Raw genomic sequence first — 20,146 nt, forward strand, 5'->3', positions numbered from 1 at the left:
AAAATTTTAACAAAAATAAGACACTTTAAAATTTGTCACATTGATATATATCAAGATGTTTTTTACGAATTCTAGATAATGTTTCTGGGGTAATTCCTAAATAAGAAGCAATATGGTAATTAGGAATCTGATTGAGTAAATTCCCTTTTTTATACAAGAAATTTTCATAGCGTTTCTGAGCATCGTCTTTTAAATGAGAGATTTCTTTTTCTTCTTTTTTTAAAATTATATTTTGAAGAATATGATGATAGAATTCTTTCCAATTGTTTTTATAAAAGAAATGATTGAACTTTTTTTTATTCCATTGTATTAGTTCGCAATCTGTTAAAGTTTGGAATTGAACTTTAGATGGTTTTCCATCTAAAAAACTAGAAATAGAATAAAAAACAAATTGTTTTTCTGTTGTGAAATTTTTGGTGATTTCTTTTCCATTATTAGTAATAATATAGTGTCTTGTAATGCCACTTTTTAAAAAGGTAAAAGAATTGCAAGTTTGGCTTTCTTTAAGAAGAACAGTATTTGCAGGGATTTTTTTTATAGTTCCTTGTTCAAAGAAAGCTTCTATTTCTTGTAATGGTATTCCAAAATCTAATAACTTTTTTTGTTGCATTTCTAACAAATTGTATAAGTTTTAAATATACAAAAAAAAACCCAAATCATTTGATTTGGGTTTTTAAAACAAGTATTGAATTACTATTTTTTGCTTTTTGCTTTTTGCTGAGCTGCTTGTTGTTCTTGAGCTTGTTTCATTGCATTATCTAAACGCTCACGAAATTTACTCTTAGCTTTTTCAGGCTTCTTTTTGTTCTCTTGAATTTTTGCATGAATTTTATCCTCATCAATTACAAAGTTTTTAATAACTAACATAATTGCGATAGTTAATAAGTTTGATATGAAATAATATAAACTTAATCCACTTGCATAATTATTAAAGAAAAATAACATCATAAGAGGAGAGAAGTAAATCATATACTTCATCATTTTTTGCATATCAGGCATTCCTTCTTGTGTTGGAGCTTGCATGTTTGCTTGCTGATTTTGGTTCATTCTCATATAAAAGAAAATAGCGATAGAAGCTAGTATTGGGAATAAACTAATGTGATCTCCATAAAAAGGAATGTTAAATGGTAATTGATAAATCATGTCATATGATGATAAATCATTTGCCCATAAGAATGTTTTTTGTCTAAAATCGATATTTGTAGGGAAAAACTTAAATAAGGCAAAAAATACAGGCATTTGTAATAGTGCCGGAATACAACCCGACATCATACTTACACCAGCTTTTCGTTGTACCGCCATGGTTTCTTGTTGGCGTTTCATTGCGTTTTCTTTTCCTGGGAATTTCTTGTTGATTTCTTCCATTTCTGGACGAATTACTTTCATTTTTGCACTTGATAAATACGATTTATAAAGTACTGGCGACATAATAATACGAACAACTATTGTCATTAGAATAATAATCAATCCAAAATTACCAATAAAACCTTTTAATAAGTTAAAAACAGGGTAAAATACAGTACGGTTTAAGAAACCAAAAATCCCCCAACCTAAATCGGCAATTTCATTTAAACTAGTTCCTTCATATGTTTTTAATAAATTATAGTTTGTAGGTCCGTAAAACCATTGCATATTATAATTTAATTCGCCATTTGTTAAAGCTAAAGGCGTTTTTAAACCGTATGTTTTAGTGAAAACTTTATCTTTTTCTTCACCAGCAAAATCAACAGATTTTAATGTAGCATCTTTAAAAGGAGTATCTGAAGATAAAATAGTTGAGAAAAAGTGTTGTTTATAAGCAACCCAATTTACGTCATTTACAATTTCATCATCATTCATTTGTAAATAATCAACTTCATTATCGGCTTTATAATAATAAGATGAATATTGATTTTCAGTTTTTAAACTTTTTTCATGTCTAAAACCTTTTAAATTCCAATCTAAATTAATTGCTTGTGAGCTGTTTATTACAGTGCTTAATCCTTGTGAACGAACAGCAAAACCAACACGATAATCATCTTTTTTGATTTCGTAACGATATTCTAAAAATTGATTTTCTGATACTTTCAATTCCATCGAAAGTATTTGTGTATCTCCATTTTTAGTTAAAGTAGGCGCAAATAATAAATCTTTGGTATTTAAAATACGATTATCAGTAGTTCCGAAGTTAATATTAAAAGAAGCATTTTTATCTTTTATCAAAAATAAAGGAAGTGAATCGTAGGTTTTGAAGTTTTTAAGTAAAGCTTCAGTAATTTGTCCACCTTTATTATCAATTGTTAATTTAACAAGGTCATTTTCGATAGAAGTAACTCCAATTTTAGCCGTTGAAGCACCATAAGCAAAAGCACCTAATTGATTTTTTAAGGCAATTTGCTGTAATGAATCATTTAAAATTGTTCCACTAATATTGTTTTGACTCGTTAAAGCATCAGAAACCTGTGCTGTTTGAGTTGTTGTTTCAGGAGTAACTTCAGGTTTACGAGTGTTCATCCACCAAAGTAGTATTCCTCCTAATAAAAGCATTCCTATGAATGACTTTACATCAAATTTTTTTTCTTCCATTGATATGTGTTATAATGTCAATTTGTCATTTTTTTTCTTCTAGTAAGAAGAAAAAAACAGCCAAATTAAGTAAAACCAATTCGTTTTAGATGGTTTTAGGATTGTTAATCTTTATAAATCTAATAGTTCAAATAGTATTCCAACTTGTTGAAAAAAAATCCTGTAATTAAAAATTACAGGATTTTAAATTTACTTTTTAGATTGTTGTAAAGCAGCTTTTATAAAACTCACAAATAAAGGATGTGGGTTTAATACCGTACTTTTATATTCTGGGTGATATTGAACACCAACAAACCAAGGGTGTGTAGGTATTTCAACAGTTTCAACTAATCCTGTTTCAGGATTTATACCTGTTGATTTCATTCCAGCATTTTCTAATTGCTCTTTATAATCGTTGTTATACTCGTATCTATGACGGTGACGTTCGCTAATTAAGGTAGCTTTATAAGCATTAAATACTTTAGAATCTTCAGATATTTCACAATCCCAAGCTCCTAAACGCATAGTTCCACCTTTTTCAGTAACTTCTTTTTGTGCAGCCATTAAATTAATAACAGGATGAACAGTTTCAGAGTCCATTTCAGTAGAGTTAGCTTCTTTTAACCCTAAAACGTTACGAGAATATTCAATAACAGCCATTTGCATTCCTAAACAAATTCCTAAAAATGGAATTTTGTTTTCACGTACACATTGTACAGCCGCAATTTTACCTTCAATCCCTCTATCTCCAAAACCTGGAGCTACTAAAACACCGTTTAATCCTTCTAATTTTGAAGCAGCGTTTTCAGGAGTTAATTCTTCAGAATGAATCCAACGAACTACAACTTTTGTTTTATTTGCAGCACCTGCATGAATGAAAGCTTCAGTAATAGATTTATAAGAATCGTGTAATTCGACATATTTACCAACTAAACCAATTTCAATAGTTGCAGTAGGATTTTTATGACGCTCTAAAAACTGATTCCAAGCTTTTAATTTAGGTTGTCTGCGTGTAGATAATTTTAATTTATCTAAAACTACATAATCTAAACCTTCTTTAAACATTAAATTAGGCACATCATAAATAGTTTCTGCATCTAAAGATTGAATTACATCTTGTTTTTTAACATTACAGAATAACGCTAGTTTACGCTTAATAGTGTCGTTAATGTCGTGTTCAGAACGGCATACAAGTATGTCAGGGCTTACACCACTTTGCATTAACATTTTTACAGAGTGTTGTGTAGGCTTTGTTTTTAATTCACCAGCGGCAGCTAAATATGGAACTAAAGTTAAATGAATAACAATAACGTTATCATCTCCTAATTCCCATTTTAATTGACGTACAGCTTCTACGTAAGGTAATGATTCAATATCTCCAACAGTACCACCAATTTCAGTAAGAACGATATCATAATCTCCAGTTTTTCCTAAGATTTGAATTCTTTCTTTAATTTCATCAGTAATATGTGGTATTACTTGTACTGTTTTTCCTAAAAATTCACCTTTACGTTCTTTATTTATTACAGATTGATAAATTTTACCTGTAGTAACGTTATTAGCTTGTGAGGTAGGAATGTTTAAAAAACGTTCGTAATGTCCTAAGTCTAAGTCTGTTTCAGCTCCATCATCAGTTACATAACATTCACCATGTTCATATGGATTTAATGTTCCTGGATCAATATTAATATATGGGTCTAATTTTTGGATAGTCACAGAGAAACCTCTTTGCTGTAATAATTTAGCTAAAGAAGCGGCAATAATTCCTTTTCCTAGTGAAGAAGTTACGCCTCCTGTTACAAAAACGTATTTAGTGTTGTTCATGTTATTGTTAGGTTTGCGCAAAAGTAAGAAGTCTGACTATCCGAACAAATAAAAAAGTGAAAAAAATACATAAAAAATGCGTATTTGAAAAATATTTCAAAAAAAACATAGGAGTATTTGTAATACAAAAAAACTATTGTATATTTGCCCACGCTTTTAGCAGACGGAATTTCACAAAAGCAACATTGAATTAAAGACCATTTTTAAAAACATATATAATGCCGAAAAGAACTTACCAACCATCGAAGAGAAAAAGAAGAAACAAACACGGTTTCAGAGAAAGAATGGCATCTGCTAATGGACGTAAAGTATTAGCTAGAAGAAGAGCTAAAGGAAGAAAGAATTTAAGTGTATCTTCTGCTCCAAGACCAAAGAAATAATGATTAACAACTGTTAATATATTAGGTGTTACTATTTTTTTAGTAACACTTTTTTTATGCATAAAAAAATTATGTTTTAGAGATAAAACGATACAACAACATACAATACCTACTGAAAATGCCTAAAAATCAAAACCTTAAATCTATTTTAATAATCGGATCAGGACCAATTGTTATTGGACAAGCCTGTGAATTTGATTATTCTGGAACTCAAGCTTTGCGTTCTTTACGTGAAGACGGAATTGAAACTGTTTTAATCAATTCAAATCCGGCAACAATCATGACAGATCCTTCAATGGCTGATCATGTATATCTTTTACCTTTAAATACAAAATCGTTAATTCAGATATTAAAAGATCATCCTCAAATTGATGCTGTTTTACCAACAATGGGTGGGCAAACTGCATTAAATTTATGTATTGAAGCTGATGAAAAAGGTATTTGGAAAGATTTTGGTGTAGAAATTATTGGTGTTAATATCGACGCTATTAATATTACCGAAGATCGTGAAAAGTTTAGAAACTTGATGTTAGATATTGGTATTCCAATGGCGCCTCAAGCAACAGCGACTTCTTTCTTAAAAGGTAAAGAAATTGCACAAGAATTTGGTTTTCCTTTAATTATTAGAGCTTCATTTACTTTAGGTGGAGAAGGAGCTTCATTTGTTTATAAAGAAGAAGATTTTGATGCTTTATTAACTCGTGGATTAGAGGTTTCTCCTATTCATGAGGTGATGATTGATAAAGCTCTTATTGGCTGGAAAGAATATGAATTAGAATTACTTAGAGATGCAAATGATAATGTAGTTATTATTTGTTCTATTGAAAATATGGATCCTATTGGAATTCATACAGGAGATTCTATTACCGTAGCTCCAGCAATGACACTTTCTGATAAAACATTCCAAAAAATGCGTGATATGGCAATCCATATGATGCGTAATATTGGTGATTTCGCAGGAGGATGTAATGTACAGTTTGCTATTTCTCCAGATGAAAAAGAAGACATCATTGCTATTGAAATTAATCCACGTGTATCTCGTTCATCAGCATTAGCAAGTAAAGCAACAGGGTATCCTATTGCAAAAATTGCTGCTAAATTAGCCTTAGGGTATCATTTAGATGAATTAGATAATCAAATTACAAAATCTACATCAGCTTTATTTGAGCCAACTTTAGATTATGTAATCGTGAAAATCCCTAGATGGAACTTTGATAAATTTGAAGGTTCTGACAGAACTTTAGGTTTACAAATGAAATCTGTTGGTGAGGTTATGGGAATTGGACGTTCATTCCAAGAAGCATTACACAAAGCAACACAATCATTAGAAATTAAACGTAACGGTTTAGGAGCTGATGGAAAAGAAAATAAAAACTACGATGAAATTATTGAGAAGTTAACATACGCTTCTTGGGATAGAGTTTTTATTATTTATGATGCTATTAAAATGGGAATTCCGTTGAGTAAAATCCACGAAATTACTCAAATTGATATGTGGTTCTTAAAGCAATATGAAGAATTACACGAAATAGAAAAAGAAATTTCTAAGAATACAGTAGCAAATCTTGATAGAGATTTATTACTTGAAGCAAAACAAAAAGGATATGGAGATCGTCAGATTGCTCATATGTTAGGTTGTTTAGAAAGTGAAGTATATAGCAAAAGAGAGGAATTAAATATCAACAGAGTTTACAAGTTAGTTGATACTTGTGCTGCTGAATTTAAAGCAAAAACTCCTTATTATTATTCAACTTTTGAAAGTGATATTGTAACTAAAGAAGGTGTTACTACAATTGCAAACGAAAGTGAAGTTACTCCTAAGAAAAAAATTATAGTTTTAGGTTCAGGACCAAACCGTATTGGGCAAGGAATTGAATTTGATTACTGTTGTGTTCATGGTATTTTAGCAGCTGCAGAATGTGGTTACGAAACTATTATGATTAACTGTAATCCTGAAACGGTTTCTACAGATTTTGATACTGCTGATAAATTATATTTTGAGCCTGTTTTTTGGGAACATATTTATGACATCATCAAGCATGAAAAACCAGAAGGAGTTATTGTTCAGTTAGGTGGACAAACTGCTTTAAAATTAGCAGAGAAATTAACTAAATACGGAATCAAAATTTTAGGTACTAGTTTTGAAGCCTTAGATTTAGCAGAAGATAGAGGAAGTTTTTCTGATCTTTTAGTGAGAAATAAAATTCCATTTCCAGAATTTGGAATTGCTGAAACAGCAGATGAAGCTTTAGTTTTAGCAGATAAGTTAGACTTTCCAATTTTAGTTAGACCTTCTTATGTATTAGGAGGGCAAGGAATGAAAATTGTTATCAATAAAGAAGAATTAATAGAGCACGTTGTTGATTTATTAAGAAGAATGCCTGGTAATAAATTATTATTAGATCATTATTTAGACGGAGCAATTGAAGCGGAAGCTGATGCAATTTGTGATGGTGAAAATGTTCAAATAATTGGTATTATGGAACATATTGAGCCTTGTGGAGTTCATTCTGGAGATTCAAATGCAACATTACCTGCCTTTAATTTAGGAGATTTAGTTATCCAACAAATAAAAGATCATACTAAAACAATTGCTTTAGAATTAAAAACAGTTGGTTTAATAAACGTTCAGTTTGCTATTAAAGATGATATCGTTTATATTATTGAAGCAAATCCAAGAGCATCACGTACAGTTCCTTTTATTGCAAAAGCTTACAAACAACCTTATGTAAACTATGCAACTAAGGTAATGTTAGGTGAAAAGAAAGTTACAGATTTTGATTTTAACCCTCAACTAGATGGTTATGCAATAAAGCAACCAGTATTTTCATTCAATAAGTTCCCGAATGTAAACAAACAATTAGGACCTGAAATGAAATCGACAGGTGAAAGTATTTTATTTATTGATGATTTAAAAGATGATCAATTTTATGACTTATATTCAAGACGTAAAATGTACTTAACTAAGTAATATAAAATTTTAATACAAAATTAAAAGTCTATCAGAAATGATAGGCTTTTTTTTTCTTAAAAATAAATAGTTGCATATGCAACTATTTTAATCTTTTGTACTATTTTTGTGTCTAATATTAAAATTAAAATGGATTTCGAAAATACATTAGCTCCTTGGTTAGGAAAAACAATGAAAATGATAGATAATCATATTCAAGATCTTTTTTTTGAAAAAAATATACATCTTACAAAAATACAGTTTATCGTACTAAAAAGATTAAGACATAAAAATGGAGTGCCACAACAAGAGTTGGCTTTTTTAACAGGTAGAGATAAAACATCTTTAACTCGTTTAATTAATACAATGCAAAAGAAAAATCTTGTTTCAAGAATTCCTTCAGAATCAGATAAACGTATTAATAATATTCATTTAACCAAAAAAGGAATTGAATTATTTGATGAAACATTTCCTATTATGAAAAGTTTTGCAAAATGTTTACAAGAAAATATTTCTGAAGAAGAAATAGCACAAGTAATTAATGTTATAAAAAAAGTACAAGATAATTTAAATACAAAATCAGTAAAAGGTTGTATCAACAGCTAAATAATATATAAGTATGAGAAAATTAATTATAGTAGTAGCAGGAGTTGCATTACTTGGAATATCATTTTTAATATCGAACTATTTTAAAAATAGTAAAAAAATTCCAAAACAAAAAGATGTGAAAATTGAAAAAACTGTTTTTGTTGATGAAGTTAAAAATGGAGATATTCCTATAATAATATCTGCAAATGGAAATTTAGTCGCTAAAAATAAAGTAGCTATTTATTCTGAAGTACAAGGGATTTTACAAGCTACTGGAAAAGATTTTAGAGCAGGAGTATCATATCAAAAAGGGCAAACATTATTACGTATAAATAGTCAAGAATTTTATGCCTCTATACAAGCTCAAAGAAGTTCGCTACAAAACTTAGTAGCTTCAATTATGCCTGATATGAGATTAGATTATCCTGAATCTTTTGAAAAATGGAATTCTTATTTGAAAAATTTTGACATCAATAAAACGACACAAAAACTTCCAATATCTAGTTCTGATAAAGAAAAATACTTTGTTACAGGTAAAAATATATACACTACATTTTATAATTTAAAAAATTTAGAAGCACGATTAAATAAATATAATGTTAAAGCTCCTTTTAAAGGTGTTTTAACAGAAGTGTTAGTTACAAATGGTACTTTGGTTAGGTCTGGTCAAAAAATGGGAGAGTTTATAGATACTTCAATTTTTGAATTACCATTGTCTGTTAATAGTGCATTTGCAGATATTTTAAAAGTTGGAAAAATAGTAGCACTTTATAATTTAGAAAAAACTAAAAAATGGGAAGGTAAAGTTGCTAGAATTAATAGTAAAATAGAACAAGCTTCACAAACGGTTCAAGTATTTATTGAAGTAAAAGGTAAAGACTTACGAGAAGGAATGTATGCAACGGCAAGCGTACCTGCAAAAACTGCGACGAATGCTATTGAAATTAATAGAAAATTATTAGTTGAAAATAAGTATGTTTATGTTGTTGAAAACAATAACATATTAGATTTAGTACCAATAAATCCGGTACATTTTAATGAAAATACCGTAATAGTTAAGGGATTAAAAAATGGTATTCAATTAGTATCTAAGCCTGTTGCAGGAGCTTATATAGGTATGCCGATTAAGGTTTTTTCGGAAACTATAAATAAATCAAAAAAATAGGATATGAAAAAAGTAATCGCATATTTTATAAAATATCCAGTAGCCGTAAATATTATTATTATCGCTTTTGTTCTTTTAGGAATGGTTGGTTATTCATCTTTAAAATCATCTTTTTTTCCTTTAACAGATGCTAAGTTTATCAATATAAATATTGCATATCCAGGTGCTTCTCCACAAGAAATGGAAGAAGGAGTTGTTTTAAAAATTGAAGATAATTTAAAAGGATTAGTTGGTGTAGATAGAGTTACGTCAACATCATCAGAAAATACAGCAAGTATTTCTGTAGAAATATTAAAAGGATATGATATTAATGTTGTTTTAGCAGATGTTAAAAATGCAGTTGATAAAGTTCCTAATTTTCCTTCAGGAATGGAACCTGCCGTGGTTTCTAAAATAGAAAAAATAGCGGAAACAATTAGTTTTGTCGTTACAGGTACTAATATCCCGCTTAAATCATTAAAAAATATTGCCAGAGATATTGAAAATAATATCCGTAGAATAAAAGGAATATCACAAATTACTGTTTCGGGTTATCCTGATGAAGAAATTGAAATAGCAGTAAGAGAAAGCGATTTAATTGCGTATAATTTAACTTTTAATGAAGTTGCAAAAGCAGTTTCTTCGGCAAATATTTTAACCACAGGTGGTTCTGTAAAAACAATTGCAGAAGAGTATTTAATTAGAGCAAATAATCGTTCTTATTATGGTGATGAATTAGATAATTTAGTAGTTAAAGCTGATGCTTCTGGAACAATTATTAGATTAAAAGATGTTGCGACTGTAAAAGATATTTGGAACGAAACGCCAAATAGAAATTTTTATAACGGAAACTTAGCCGTTAGAATGCAAGTTAGTAATACGAATAATGAAGATTTAATTTCATCAGCAAAAAATATTAATGAATACATTGAAAAATTTAATAAACAGCATGATAATGTTGAAATAGCTGTAACACGAGATTCATCTATTACATTAAATCAACGTACCGAATTATTATTTAAAAATGCGTGGCAAGGAATGTTATTAGTACTCTTGTTTTTATCGTTGTTTTTACGTCCTAGATTGGCGTTTTGGGTAGCAGCAGGTTTGCCTGTAGCATTTTTTGGAATGTTTATGTTAGCTGGGTATTTTAATATTACGATCAATGTTTTATCGTTGTTTGGAATGATTATCGTTATTGGTATTTTAGTGGATGATGGAATTGTAATTTCTGAAAACATTTATCATCATTATGAAAAAGGAAAAAATCCTATTAGAGCTGCTATTGATGGTACTATGGAGGTTGTTCCGCCAATTATTTCGGCAATTACAACTACTGTTTTAGCATTTTCAATGTTTTTCTTTTTAGATGGAAATATTGGAGAATTTTTTGGTGAAGTAGCTACAGTTGTAGCATTAACATTAGTTTTATCTTTAGTAGAAGCTTTAATTATTTTACCAGCACATGTTGCGCATTCAAAAGCATTACATAGAGATCAGAAAGTATATGCATTTAATAAATATGCTGAAAATTTAATGGATTTTATGCGTGACAAATTATACGCACCAGCATTAAAATTTGTGTTAGATAATAAGTTTTTTGGCTTAGTAATTCCAATTGCTTTATTAATGATAACTATTGGTGCTTTTAAAGGAGGAATTATAAAAGGAACTTTTTTTCCGTCTATAGCAAGTGATCGTGTTTCTATAAATTTAACAATGCCACAAGGAACAAATGAAAAAATTACTGATAGTATTATTTCTGTAATTGAAGAAAAAACTTGGGAAGTTGAAAAAGAATTTACCCAAAAATATGCTTTAGATGGTAAGCCTGTTGTCGAAAATATTTTAAAGCAAATTGGTAGAGGTTCTGCTAAAGCATCTTTACGAATTAATTTATTACCAGGAGAAACCAGAATGTTTAGCTCGAGAGAAATTACCAATGCAATACGAGAAAGAGTAGGTACTATTTATGGTGTTGAAGCATTAACTTTTGGTTCAGGAGGTAATTTTGGAGGAAGTCCTGTGTCTGTTTCGTTATTAAGTAATAATATAAGCGAGTTAAAAGCTGCTAAAACCGAATTAAAATCGGCATTAAATAAAAATCAAGATTTAAAAGATGTTACCGATAATGATCCACAAGGAATAAAAGAAATCAATATAAATTTAAAAGACAATGCTTATTTGTTAGGTTTAAATTTAAACGCAGTAATGTCTCAAATAAGAAGTGGTTTTTTTGGGAAACAAGCACAACGATTTCAACGAGGACAGGATGAAATAAAAGTATGGGTTCGTTATGATAAAAATGAACGATCATCAATTAAAAATTTAGATGATATGCGAATTTCAACACCAACAGGAAGTAGAGTTCCGTTATCTGAAATAGCTACCTATACTATTGAAAGAGGTGAAATAGCAATAAATCATTTAGATGGACAAAGAGAAATAAAAATTGATGCTGATTTAAAAGAAGCACAAGGAAGTGCTACTGATATTTTAACTGATATTAAAACTAGAATTATGCCTTTAATTGTAGCTAAATATCCATCTGTAACAGCTTTATATGAAGGGCAAAATAGAGAAGCATCAAAAGTATCTAGTTCTGCGGCTTTAGTAGGTCCTGTAATTTTATTATTGATTTATATTGTTATTGTATTTACATTTAGATCTTACGGTCAGCCTTTAATGTTGTTAATAATGGTGCCATTTAGTTTGATAGGTGTTGCTTGGGGGCATTGGGTTCATGGTTTTGCTGTAAATATATTATCACTTTTAGGAATTATCGCTTTAGTAGGAATTATGGTGAATGATGGCTTGGTGTTAATTAGTAAATTTAATAGTTATTTAAAAGAAGGTATGGATTATGAAGAAGCCTTATTTGCTGCAGGAAAATCAAGATTTAGAGCTATATTTTTAACAACAATTACCACTGTAGCAGGTTTAGCTCCGTTAATTTTTGAAACAAGTAGACAAGCACAATTTTTAATACCTATGGCAATATCAATTGCTTACGGAATTATGATAGCTACTTTTTTAACTTTATTGACTTTACCTGTTTTATTATCTATTTCTAATTATTTTAAAGTGTATGTACAGTGGTTTTGGGAAGGTAAAAAACCAAAAAGAGAAGCAGTTGAAAGAGCTATTAAAGAGTTAGCATCAGAAAAAGAAGAATCAGCATAGTAAAAGATCATAAAATGAAAAAAACATATTTAAGTATAGGGTTTTTATTGATAAGTATTTCTTTTTACGGACAAGATATTTTATCAAAAGAAAAAGCAGTAATGCTTACATTAGAAAATAATTACGATATAAGAGTTGTAAAAAATAATTTAGAAACAGCTAAAAATAATAAAGGAATTTATAATAGTGGATATTTACCTACCGTAACAGCAAATGCAGGAGCGAACTATAGTAATAATGATGCTGATAGTGAATTTAAAAATGGTAATACAAACTCTGTAACAGGAGCAGAATCTAAAACATACAATGCTTCAATAGGATTAAATTATACTATTTTTAATGGATTTAACAGAAAATATACTTTTAAACGATTAAAAGAAAATTATAATTTAACCGAACTACAGGTGCGTCAAGTAATGGAAAATACATTAACTACGTTGTTTTTGGCTTATTATGAAGTAGGAAGGTTAACTGAAAATGAAGCAACACAAAAAGCAACATTAGAAATTTCTAAAAAAAGACTGCAAAGAGCTGAGTATAGTTTTGAATATGGACAAAATACAAAGTTAGCAGTTTTAAATGCTGAGGTTGATGTAAATAATGATAGTATTACTTACATAGCCGTAAAAAGAGAATTAGCAAACTCTAAAAGAGATTTGAATGTCGTTTTAGGTAGAAAAGTAAATACACCAGTAAAAGTAAATACGGACGTTACTTATGCTATTGATTTAAATTTAAATACTATTTTCAAAAAGGCAAAAAATAACAATGCAATTTTATTACAAGCAAACAAAAATATAAAATTAGGTAAGTTAGATGTAAAAATTCGCAAATCAGGATGGATGCCAAATGTAAGTTTAACTAGTTCATATGCTTGGACTAAAAGTAATAATGATGCTATTAATGATTTTAGTCCAATTTCTAATACAAGAAAAGGTATAAACGCAGGTTTAAATATGTCTTGGAATATTTTTGATGGAGGAAAAACCAAAACGAATGTAACGAATGCAAAAATAGCTTTAGAAACTCAAGAAATTAAAAAGTTACAACAAGAAGAATTATTAGAAAGAAATGTTAATAATGCCTGGGAAATTTATCAAAATGCATTGTTTTCATTACAAGTACAACAAAAGAATGTAATAACTACTCAGTTAAATTTTAAACGTACTAATGAACGATATAAATTAGGACAAGTAACATCTATTGATTTTCGTCAAGCACAAGTTAATTTAATAAACGCATCATTAAGTGTAAGTAATGCAAAGTACACTGCAAAAAATGCTGAATTGCAATTATTAAAATTAGCAGGAATATTATTAGAGAATAATAATTTTTAAAACAAAAAAACAAAAAAATCCGAAGTTAGTTAACTTCGGATTTTTTTATAACTCAACTTTTACATTGTATTTTTCTAAATCTTTAACATAATCATGGTGTACAAAATCATCGCTATCAAATTCATTTTGACGATTTTTTTTCATTTCAATACGTTTTATAGCTTTTAAAAAACGTCTTACTTCAATATCATCATTTACAATTAAACCAGGAACAGCAACACTTTTACCGTCATCATCTTTAGCAACCATTGTAAAATAGGATGAATTACAGTGTTTCATTTTACCTGTTCTAATATTTTCAGCTTCTACACGTATACCAACAACCATAGAGGTTCTACCTGTATAATTTACAGAAGCTTTCATAGTTACTAACTCGCCAACTTCAATCGGATTTAAAAAATCAACAGTATCTACTGATGCTGTAACACAATATTCACCCGAATGTTTAGAGGCACAAGCAAAAGCAATTTGATCTAATAAAGATAAAATATAGCCTCCATGAATTTTACCACTAAAATTAGCATGAGATGGTAGCATTAACTCAGAAATTACAATACCTGTATCTTCTACGTGTTTGTATTTTTTGTTTGTCATTTTAATTTTCTAAACTTCTAAAGTGAGGAGAATTCTCTTGTTCAACTTTTGTTACAAAATATTTAGAATCTCCTAGCCAAAAATAGGTAGCATAAAGTTCCTTATAAGTAACTTTTACATAACGACCTTGAAATTTTTGTAAATCTTCAATAACTTGTTTTTCGTTATCTTGTACAGAGAATGAGAAAATTTGAGCTCCAGAAATACCTTGACTAATTTCTCCTTCCCAAGTTTTAATACCAACTCCTTTATAACTTATTTTTATAAGTTCTCCAGATCGTACACCTTGACTATAAGGTACAAAATAGATAAAAGCATAATAAGTTAGCGCAACTAATGTGATAATAAGAATAATTAAAGCTACTATTTTTTTCATGGTAATATTTTAAGTTTAGGTAACAAAAGTAAGCTTAATATTTAAACTTGTAAAACGATTTGAAAGTAGTAATTTTGTATGAGTTCAAAAAAATAAAATAAAAATGAATTATATCTTATTTGATGGTGATGTAAGAACAGCTTTATTACCATTTACATATACGAAACCTGTTGCAGATATTAGAGTTGGTATTTTAACTATTAGAGAAAAATGGGAAAAACATTTAGGCTCAACCACTACAACAGTTACCGAGGAATATTTAGAAGAAAAATATCCGATGGTAGAGTTAGAGGTTAACGTATTATTAAATGCTTCTTTTTTACCAACAGATACATTGGTTGATATGGTAAGAGAATTAACCGAAAATCAAGCTATTTTTAAAGGTGAAGATGTAATTGCTTTTTATACTAATGATAAGCAAGATGAGGTAGATTTTTCTAATTATGAGCATATTGAATATGAAGAAGATTTAATTCAGATTAAAAATACATGGGATATTTTTTCTTTAAATGATAAAGCTATTCGTGCCGATTTTGATTTAATTACAGACGGAAGAACATCAGAACCAATTCCTGAAACAGTAAACTACATTAATAAAAAAGATATATTTATTGAAGAAGGCGCTAAATTAACTTTTGCAACTTTAAACGCTAGTACAGGACCTATTTATATTGGTAAAAATGCCGAAATAATGGAAGGTAGTGTTGTTAGAGGTGCATTAGCTATGTGTGAAAATTCGGTATTAAAACTAGGAACAAAAATATATGGAGCAACAACTTTAGGTCCTTATTGTAAAGTAGGAGGTGAGGTTAATAATTCGGTGTTAATGGGATATTCTAGTAAAGGTCACGAAGGCTTTTTAGGAAATTCTGTATTAGGTGAATGGTGTAATATTGGAGCAGATTCTAATAACTCTAACCTAAAAAATAACTATGCCGAAGTAAAATTATGGAATTACGAAACGGGGCGTTTTGCAAAAACAGGGTTACAGTTTTGTGGTTTAATGATGGGAGATCACTCTAAATGTGGAATTAATACCATGTTTAATACAGGAACTGTTGTTGGTGTTTCAGCTAATATTTTTGGAAGCGGATTTCCAAGGAATTTTGTACCTTCTTTTAGTTGGGGAGGAGCATCAGGATTTACAGAGTATAAAACAAATAAGGTTTTTGAAGTTGCTGATGTTGTAATGAAAAGGCGTAATATTGATTTTGATGATGTAGAAAAGAGAATTCTTGAACATATTTTTGAAGAAACAAAAACATATAGAAATTATTAAAAAAAGCCTCATAATATTATGAGGCTTTTTTAAAAAGAAACTCTAAACACTAAGTTAGGTGTAAAACCTAATGAAACTTTATCTATCTCGCCTATTTTATAAGTGAAATCATTATTTTTTAATTCAGTAACTGCTGTGTAATATCTATTTAAAATATTTTTTCTGTTGTAAATATTTAAAAAAGAAATACCTATTTTACCTCTCATTCTTTTAGAAAAATTGAAAGAATACGTAGCTGATAAATCTAAACGATGGTATTTAGGTAAGCGTTTAGAGTTTATGTTATCGGTATCTAAAGCTATTGTTGGAGTTTGATAATTATCATTTTCTATAAATTCATAGACAGGTGTATAAGGATTCCCTGACCTAAAATTCCAACCTAAAGATATTTCAATTTTATTAATTTTTAAGGCATGAGACCAAGAAAAAGAATTGGTAATATCATGGTTTGCTGGAAAAAATTTGTTTTCTAAATCTAAAAATATAAATTTATTTTTAGTGTATGAATAATTAATCCAAGTACGATAATTACCAATTTTTTTATTTATTAATAAATCAATACCCCATATTTTACCTTTCCCTTTTGAAAAATCAGAAGTTTGGTCATTATAACCTCTTGTTTGTGATGTCATACCACTAATTTTTCTTGTATATCCTTCAATATCTATTTTCCATTTATTTTTATTTAAAACCAAACCGCTAGATACTTGAAAACTTTTTTGTAGGGGTACATCGTTATTATTTACTTGTGCCCAAACCTGATTTTCAAGGTCAAAACCTAAATTAGATGATTGAAACTCTACAATTTGACCTAAAGTTTGGTGTTTTTTCTCTAAAGACATTTTAAAACTAATACCATTTTTAAAAGCTTTTTCGATATATAAACGAGGCTCAATAACAGATTTATTAATTTTATTAAAATAATTAAACCTTATTCCACTATTTATATTCCAATTATTACTATTGTATATATATTCGGTAAATAATGAGTGAGTATTATTAGTACCATTATCTTTTTGTTGGTTATTTGTAATGTTTTCATTGTAAAAGTCTACTATATAGGTTAATTCATACTGTGTTTTATTATTAGAAAAATCATACCCAAATAAGAAATTATTATTTTTATTTTTTTTGTAATTTAATAAATAAGAAAAACCAATATCTTTAATTAAGTTATTTTTAATTGATTGACTAATTAAAGAACCATTAATATAATTATAGTTTCCATAATATTTTAAATTAAATTTTGAATAATAAATTTTAAAATCATGATTTAATTTATGTGAAATTTCTTTCTTCCAAATAAAACTAATACCATTATTAATAATTTTTAAATTATCTAAATATTTATCTTCATAAATAGGAATTAAAAAATTATTAGATAACTTATTTTTAGTGTATAAAAAGTTAAAAGAAAAAGTTTCTTTTTGTGATGGTTTTACAATCAATTTAGCTGAGTAATCTGTAAAGTAAAAATTATTATCTCTATTAAAAGAAATATTATTGTCAATAATATTTCTTTCTTGAGCATCATTAAAAGTTTTAAATACCCTATTTGATAGTTTATTAAAAGTAAAAGTATTTACAAAGTCAGTAAAAGAGCGTCTAAAAGAAGTTGTAATTGCTATTTTTTTAGATAATGGAATTCTAATAAAAGCATCAGCATGAGTCATATTAAAACCAAAACCTCCTGTTATTTTTTTAGGGATATTATCTTTTGTAGTAATATCTATTACACCAGATATTTTATTCCCATATCTTGCCTGAGTACCGCTCTTTGAAAGTGTTATTTTTTTAGTTGTGTAAGGATTAAAAGCTGAAATCATTCCAAAAAAATGACCAGAATAATACATTTTTATTCCGTCCCAAAAAATTAAATTTTGATCAGGAGTTCCACCTCTTATATAAATTCCTGAAGCAGTTTCGTTAGGGCTTTGTACACCTGGTATAATTTTTAAGCTTTCTAAAACATCAGGTTCTGTTAATCCAGGAAGTACTCCTAATTGTTGAGGTATTATGGTAATACTACCATTTTTATTTTTATTAATTCCAGAAGTTACATAGTTATTAACTAATACTTCTTTTAAAAGATTAAAATGATGTTCTTTTTGTTGAAGTGTAATAAAATAATAAATATCGTTTATTTTATTAAATTTTAGGAGTGTTTTATGCTCGATTTCATTAATGAATTCATCAAGTAAACATTCTTTTTTAGTGAACGAAAATATCGTATCTTTAATTATATCTGCATCAAATGAAAGTTTCACCTTAAAATTAGCTTCTGTTTTTTTTAGAACTTCTAAAATAGGTGTATTAGAAAAAGTAATGTCTATTTTTTCTTGAGAAAAAATAGACATTACTAAGCAGATAAAAACTATACTTAATATTTTATTCATTATTATATGTTAGTATAACTAAATTAGTTTCTGCTAATTTAAATGAAATATTCATAGGAGCAAAAACAGTTTTTAAAGCGATATTAACATTATCATGGGTAAATGTACCTGTAAAACGTTTATTGATATCTATTTTATTTATATCAAATTTTAAATTGTATTGTTTTTTTAGCCTTAAAATTACTTCGCTAAGAGGAGCGTTATTAAAACTACTTTCTCCGTTTAACCAAGAAGGATTTTTTTTGATAAAACTCCAATTTTCGCTTTTATTTTGATAAACTCTAAACGCTTTTCCTTTTGATAAAACAACTTCATTTTTATTTTTTGATATTGCTTTTACTTTTCCTTCAAAACATTGAACTTCAAATATGTTTTTTGAAGAGTTTACAGTAAACTTAGTACCTAAGACTACAACATCACCTTTTTTTGTGTGTACAGTAAATGTCTTTCCTTTTTCAACTTCAAAGTAAGCTTTTCCTGTTAATGATAAATTTCTGTTTTTATTCCAATTTTTTTCGGTGAATTCTAAACTAGAATCAGCAGAAAGATACGCTATTGAATTGTCAGGTAATTTAATGGTTATTTGCTCTCCGTATTTTGTTGAGAAAGTAGTATCATTATTACTATTAAAATAAAAAACACTTAAAAATAAAATAATCGATGCTACTCCGCTATATAGCCACCAAGGTTTTAAGTTTATAACTTTTGATTTTTTTTCTTTTTGTAGTTTTGCTGTTATTTTATTAAAAACACCAGATTTATCATAGTCAGGGACTGTTAAAAATTGTGATGCTTCATTAATTTTATTAAACTCATGAAATACATCAGAGTTTTGAAATTCTTTCAATTCAGTAGCAGACAAGTCATTTGCAACCCATCTAGCTAAAAAAGTTTCATCTGTATATATCTGTTTCATTATCTATTTTTATATAAGAACAATTAGAATAGGACTTACCCTACTTAAATTTCACCTATTTTATTTTTTAAAGTAAGTAGGGCTTTACTCATTCTTTTTTCTATTGCTTTTACTGATACACCTACGATTTCAGAAATTTCAATATATTTTTTTTTATCAATTCTACTTAAAAGAAATACTTCTCGTTGTTTTTCAGGTAAATCAGCAATTGCTTTTTTTAATTTTATATAAAATTCTTTTTCTTCAAGAATAAATTCAGGTGTTAAGTTGGTTTTATCTCTATTAACATTTGTTTTTTGATGTTGTAATACTACTTTTTTATGTGCAACTTCATTTAAAAAACGATTATTAGCTACGGTATATAAAAATGATTTTGATTTTTCAAAGATTATTTTATTGCAATTATCCCATAACTTTATGTAAGATTCTTGAACAATATCTTCTGCTTGTTGTGTATTTCCGCATTTGTAATAAATGTAGTTTCTTAGCGAATTAGAGTGTTTGTTAAATATTTCTTCAAAATTTTTTTGCTCACAAACAGATTTTAAATTGTCTTTCTTCATTTAAATCGTTTTCAGTATAGTTACAAAAATATAAATTTGAAATTAACAAACACCTAAAATGTTAAATAAGTC

Annotated in this window: 15 protein-coding genes; 7 read left to right on the plus strand and 8 right to left on the minus strand. The window is 28.2% G+C overall.

Annotation, left to right across the window (positions count from 1 at the left end):
* Positions 1–25: 25 nt before the first annotated feature.
* The 3 genes from AB0T67_RS00335 to AB0T67_RS00345 form a co-directional block, all read right to left on the minus strand.
* Positions 26–610, minus strand: a complete 585-nt coding sequence (locus AB0T67_RS00335; protein WP_369218649.1) for a Crp/Fnr family transcriptional regulator — start codon at positions 608–610, stop codon at positions 26–28.
* Positions 611–693: 83 nt separating this feature from the next.
* Positions 694–2,565 (minus strand): membrane protein insertase YidC, encoded by a 1,872-nt coding sequence (yidC, locus tag AB0T67_RS00340; protein WP_369218650.1) that lies wholly within the window; start codon positions 2,563–2,565, stop codon positions 694–696.
* A gap of 189 nt (positions 2,566–2,754) precedes the next feature.
* Entirely contained in the window at positions 2,755–4,368 is a 1,614-nt protein-coding gene (locus AB0T67_RS00345; protein ID WP_271230219.1) for a CTP synthase, read from the minus strand.
* 218 nt (positions 4,369–4,586) lie between these two features.
* Here AB0T67_RS00345 and rpmH point away from each other — a divergent pair, with 218 nt between their 5' ends.
* From rpmH to AB0T67_RS00375, 6 genes are all read left to right on the plus strand, one after another.
* Positions 4,587–4,748 (plus strand): 50S ribosomal protein L34, encoded by a 162-nt coding sequence (rpmH, locus tag AB0T67_RS00350; RefSeq protein ID WP_058884776.1) that lies wholly within the window; start codon positions 4,587–4,589, stop codon positions 4,746–4,748.
* Between the two features lie 118 nt (positions 4,749–4,866).
* Positions 4,867–7,719, plus strand: coding sequence for a carbamoyl-phosphate synthase large subunit (gene carB, locus AB0T67_RS00355; RefSeq protein WP_369218651.1), 2,853 nt, complete (start codon positions 4,867–4,869; stop codon positions 7,717–7,719).
* A gap of 129 nt (positions 7,720–7,848) precedes the next feature.
* Complete coding sequence (locus AB0T67_RS00360) at positions 7,849–8,304, plus strand: MarR family winged helix-turn-helix transcriptional regulator (protein ID WP_369218652.1); 456 nt, start codon at positions 7,849–7,851, stop codon at positions 8,302–8,304.
* 13 nt (positions 8,305–8,317) lie between these two features.
* Positions 8,318–9,451 carry an efflux RND transporter periplasmic adaptor subunit gene (locus tag AB0T67_RS00365; protein WP_369218653.1) on the plus strand — a complete coding sequence of 378 codons (1,134 nt, stop codon included), beginning with the start codon at positions 8,318–8,320 and terminating at the stop codon, positions 9,449–9,451.
* Positions 9,452–9,454: 3 nt separating this feature from the next.
* Complete coding sequence (locus AB0T67_RS00370; RefSeq protein ID WP_369218654.1) at positions 9,455–12,613, plus strand: efflux RND transporter permease subunit; 3,159 nt, start codon at positions 9,455–9,457, stop codon at positions 12,611–12,613.
* Between the two features lie 14 nt (positions 12,614–12,627).
* Positions 12,628–13,950, plus strand: coding sequence for a TolC family protein (locus tag AB0T67_RS00375; protein ID WP_369218655.1), 1,323 nt, complete (start codon positions 12,628–12,630; stop codon positions 13,948–13,950).
* A 45-nt stretch (positions 13,951–13,995) separates the two neighbouring features.
* On the opposite strand, the gene AB0T67_RS00380 is transcribed toward AB0T67_RS00375, so the two are convergent.
* Together AB0T67_RS00380 and AB0T67_RS00385 are read right to left on the minus strand one after the other, a co-directional pair.
* Positions 13,996–14,544 carry an acyl-CoA thioesterase gene (locus tag AB0T67_RS00380; RefSeq protein ID WP_271230213.1) on the minus strand — a complete coding sequence of 183 codons (549 nt, stop codon included), beginning with the start codon at positions 14,542–14,544 and terminating at the stop codon, positions 13,996–13,998.
* A gap of 1 nt (position 14,545) precedes the next feature.
* Complete coding sequence (locus AB0T67_RS00385; protein WP_271230212.1) at positions 14,546–14,920, minus strand: 6-phosphogluconate dehydrogenase; 375 nt, start codon at positions 14,918–14,920, stop codon at positions 14,546–14,548.
* Positions 14,921–15,023: 103 nt separating this feature from the next.
* Between AB0T67_RS00385 and AB0T67_RS00390 the strand changes: the two genes are divergently transcribed.
* Positions 15,024–16,199, plus strand: a complete 1,176-nt coding sequence (locus AB0T67_RS00390) for a GlmU family protein (protein WP_369218656.1) — start codon at positions 15,024–15,026, stop codon at positions 16,197–16,199.
* A gap of 29 nt (positions 16,200–16,228) precedes the next feature.
* Here the strand turns inward: AB0T67_RS00390 and AB0T67_RS00395 are convergent, their stop codons facing one another.
* The 3 genes from AB0T67_RS00395 to AB0T67_RS00405 are packed head-to-tail and all read right to left on the minus strand — an operon-like array spanning position 16,229 to position 20,074.
* A complete protein-coding gene (locus tag AB0T67_RS00395) occupies positions 16,229–18,595 on the minus strand; it encodes a TonB-dependent receptor plug domain-containing protein (RefSeq protein ID WP_369218657.1) in 2,367 nt (788 codons plus the stop codon).
* Positions 18,588–19,511: a FecR family protein gene (locus AB0T67_RS00400; protein ID WP_369218658.1), complete on the minus strand. Its 924-nt coding sequence runs from the start codon at positions 19,509–19,511 to the stop codon at positions 18,588–18,590. Before AB0T67_RS00400 ends, AB0T67_RS00395 begins: the two co-directional genes overlap by 8 nt.
* A gap of 44 nt (positions 19,512–19,555) precedes the next feature.
* Positions 19,556–20,074: an RNA polymerase sigma factor gene (locus AB0T67_RS00405; RefSeq protein ID WP_369218659.1), complete on the minus strand. Its 519-nt coding sequence runs from the start codon at positions 20,072–20,074 to the stop codon at positions 19,556–19,558.
* Positions 20,075–20,146: the final 72 nt, after the last annotated feature.

The organism is Tenacibaculum salmonis (assembly GCF_041053065.1).
Classification (GTDB): Bacteria; Bacteroidota; Bacteroidia; order Flavobacteriales; family Flavobacteriaceae; genus Polaribacter; species Polaribacter pacificus_A.

Excerpts from the sequence above, each read along its gene's own strand:
- AB0T67_RS00335 (WP_369218649.1), bottom strand. The coding sequence starts at position 610 with ATGCAACAAAAAAAGTTATTAGATTTTGGAATACCATTACAAGAAATA.
- yidC (WP_369218650.1), bottom strand. The coding sequence starts at position 2,565 with ATGGAAGAAAAAAAATTTGATGTAAAGTCATTCATAGGAATGCTTTTA.
- AB0T67_RS00345 (WP_271230219.1), bottom strand. The coding sequence starts at position 4,368 with ATGAACAACACTAAATACGTTTTTGTAACAGGAGGCGTAACTTCTTCA.
- rpmH (WP_058884776.1), top strand. The coding sequence starts at position 4,587 with ATGCCGAAAAGAACTTACCAACCATCGAAGAGAAAAAGAAGAAACAAA.
- carB (WP_369218651.1), top strand. The coding sequence starts at position 4,867 with ATGCCTAAAAATCAAAACCTTAAATCTATTTTAATAATCGGATCAGGA.
- AB0T67_RS00360 (WP_369218652.1), top strand. The coding sequence starts at position 7,849 with ATGGATTTCGAAAATACATTAGCTCCTTGGTTAGGAAAAACAATGAAA.
- AB0T67_RS00365 (WP_369218653.1), top strand. The coding sequence starts at position 8,318 with ATGAGAAAATTAATTATAGTAGTAGCAGGAGTTGCATTACTTGGAATA.
- AB0T67_RS00370 (WP_369218654.1), top strand. The coding sequence starts at position 9,455 with ATGAAAAAAGTAATCGCATATTTTATAAAATATCCAGTAGCCGTAAAT.
- AB0T67_RS00375 (WP_369218655.1), top strand. The coding sequence starts at position 12,628 with ATGAAAAAAACATATTTAAGTATAGGGTTTTTATTGATAAGTATTTCT.
- AB0T67_RS00380 (WP_271230213.1), bottom strand. The coding sequence starts at position 14,544 with ATGACAAACAAAAAATACAAACACGTAGAAGATACAGGTATTGTAATT.
- AB0T67_RS00385 (WP_271230212.1), bottom strand. The coding sequence starts at position 14,920 with ATGAAAAAAATAGTAGCTTTAATTATTCTTATTATCACATTAGTTGCG.
- AB0T67_RS00390 (WP_369218656.1), top strand. The coding sequence starts at position 15,024 with ATGAATTATATCTTATTTGATGGTGATGTAAGAACAGCTTTATTACCA.
- AB0T67_RS00395 (WP_369218657.1), bottom strand. The coding sequence starts at position 18,595 with ATGAATAAAATATTAAGTATAGTTTTTATCTGCTTAGTAATGTCTATT.
- AB0T67_RS00400 (WP_369218658.1), bottom strand. The coding sequence starts at position 19,511 with ATGAAACAGATATATACAGATGAAACTTTTTTAGCTAGATGGGTTGCA.
- AB0T67_RS00405 (WP_369218659.1), bottom strand. The coding sequence starts at position 20,074 with ATGAAGAAAGACAATTTAAAATCTGTTTGTGAGCAAAAAAATTTTGAA.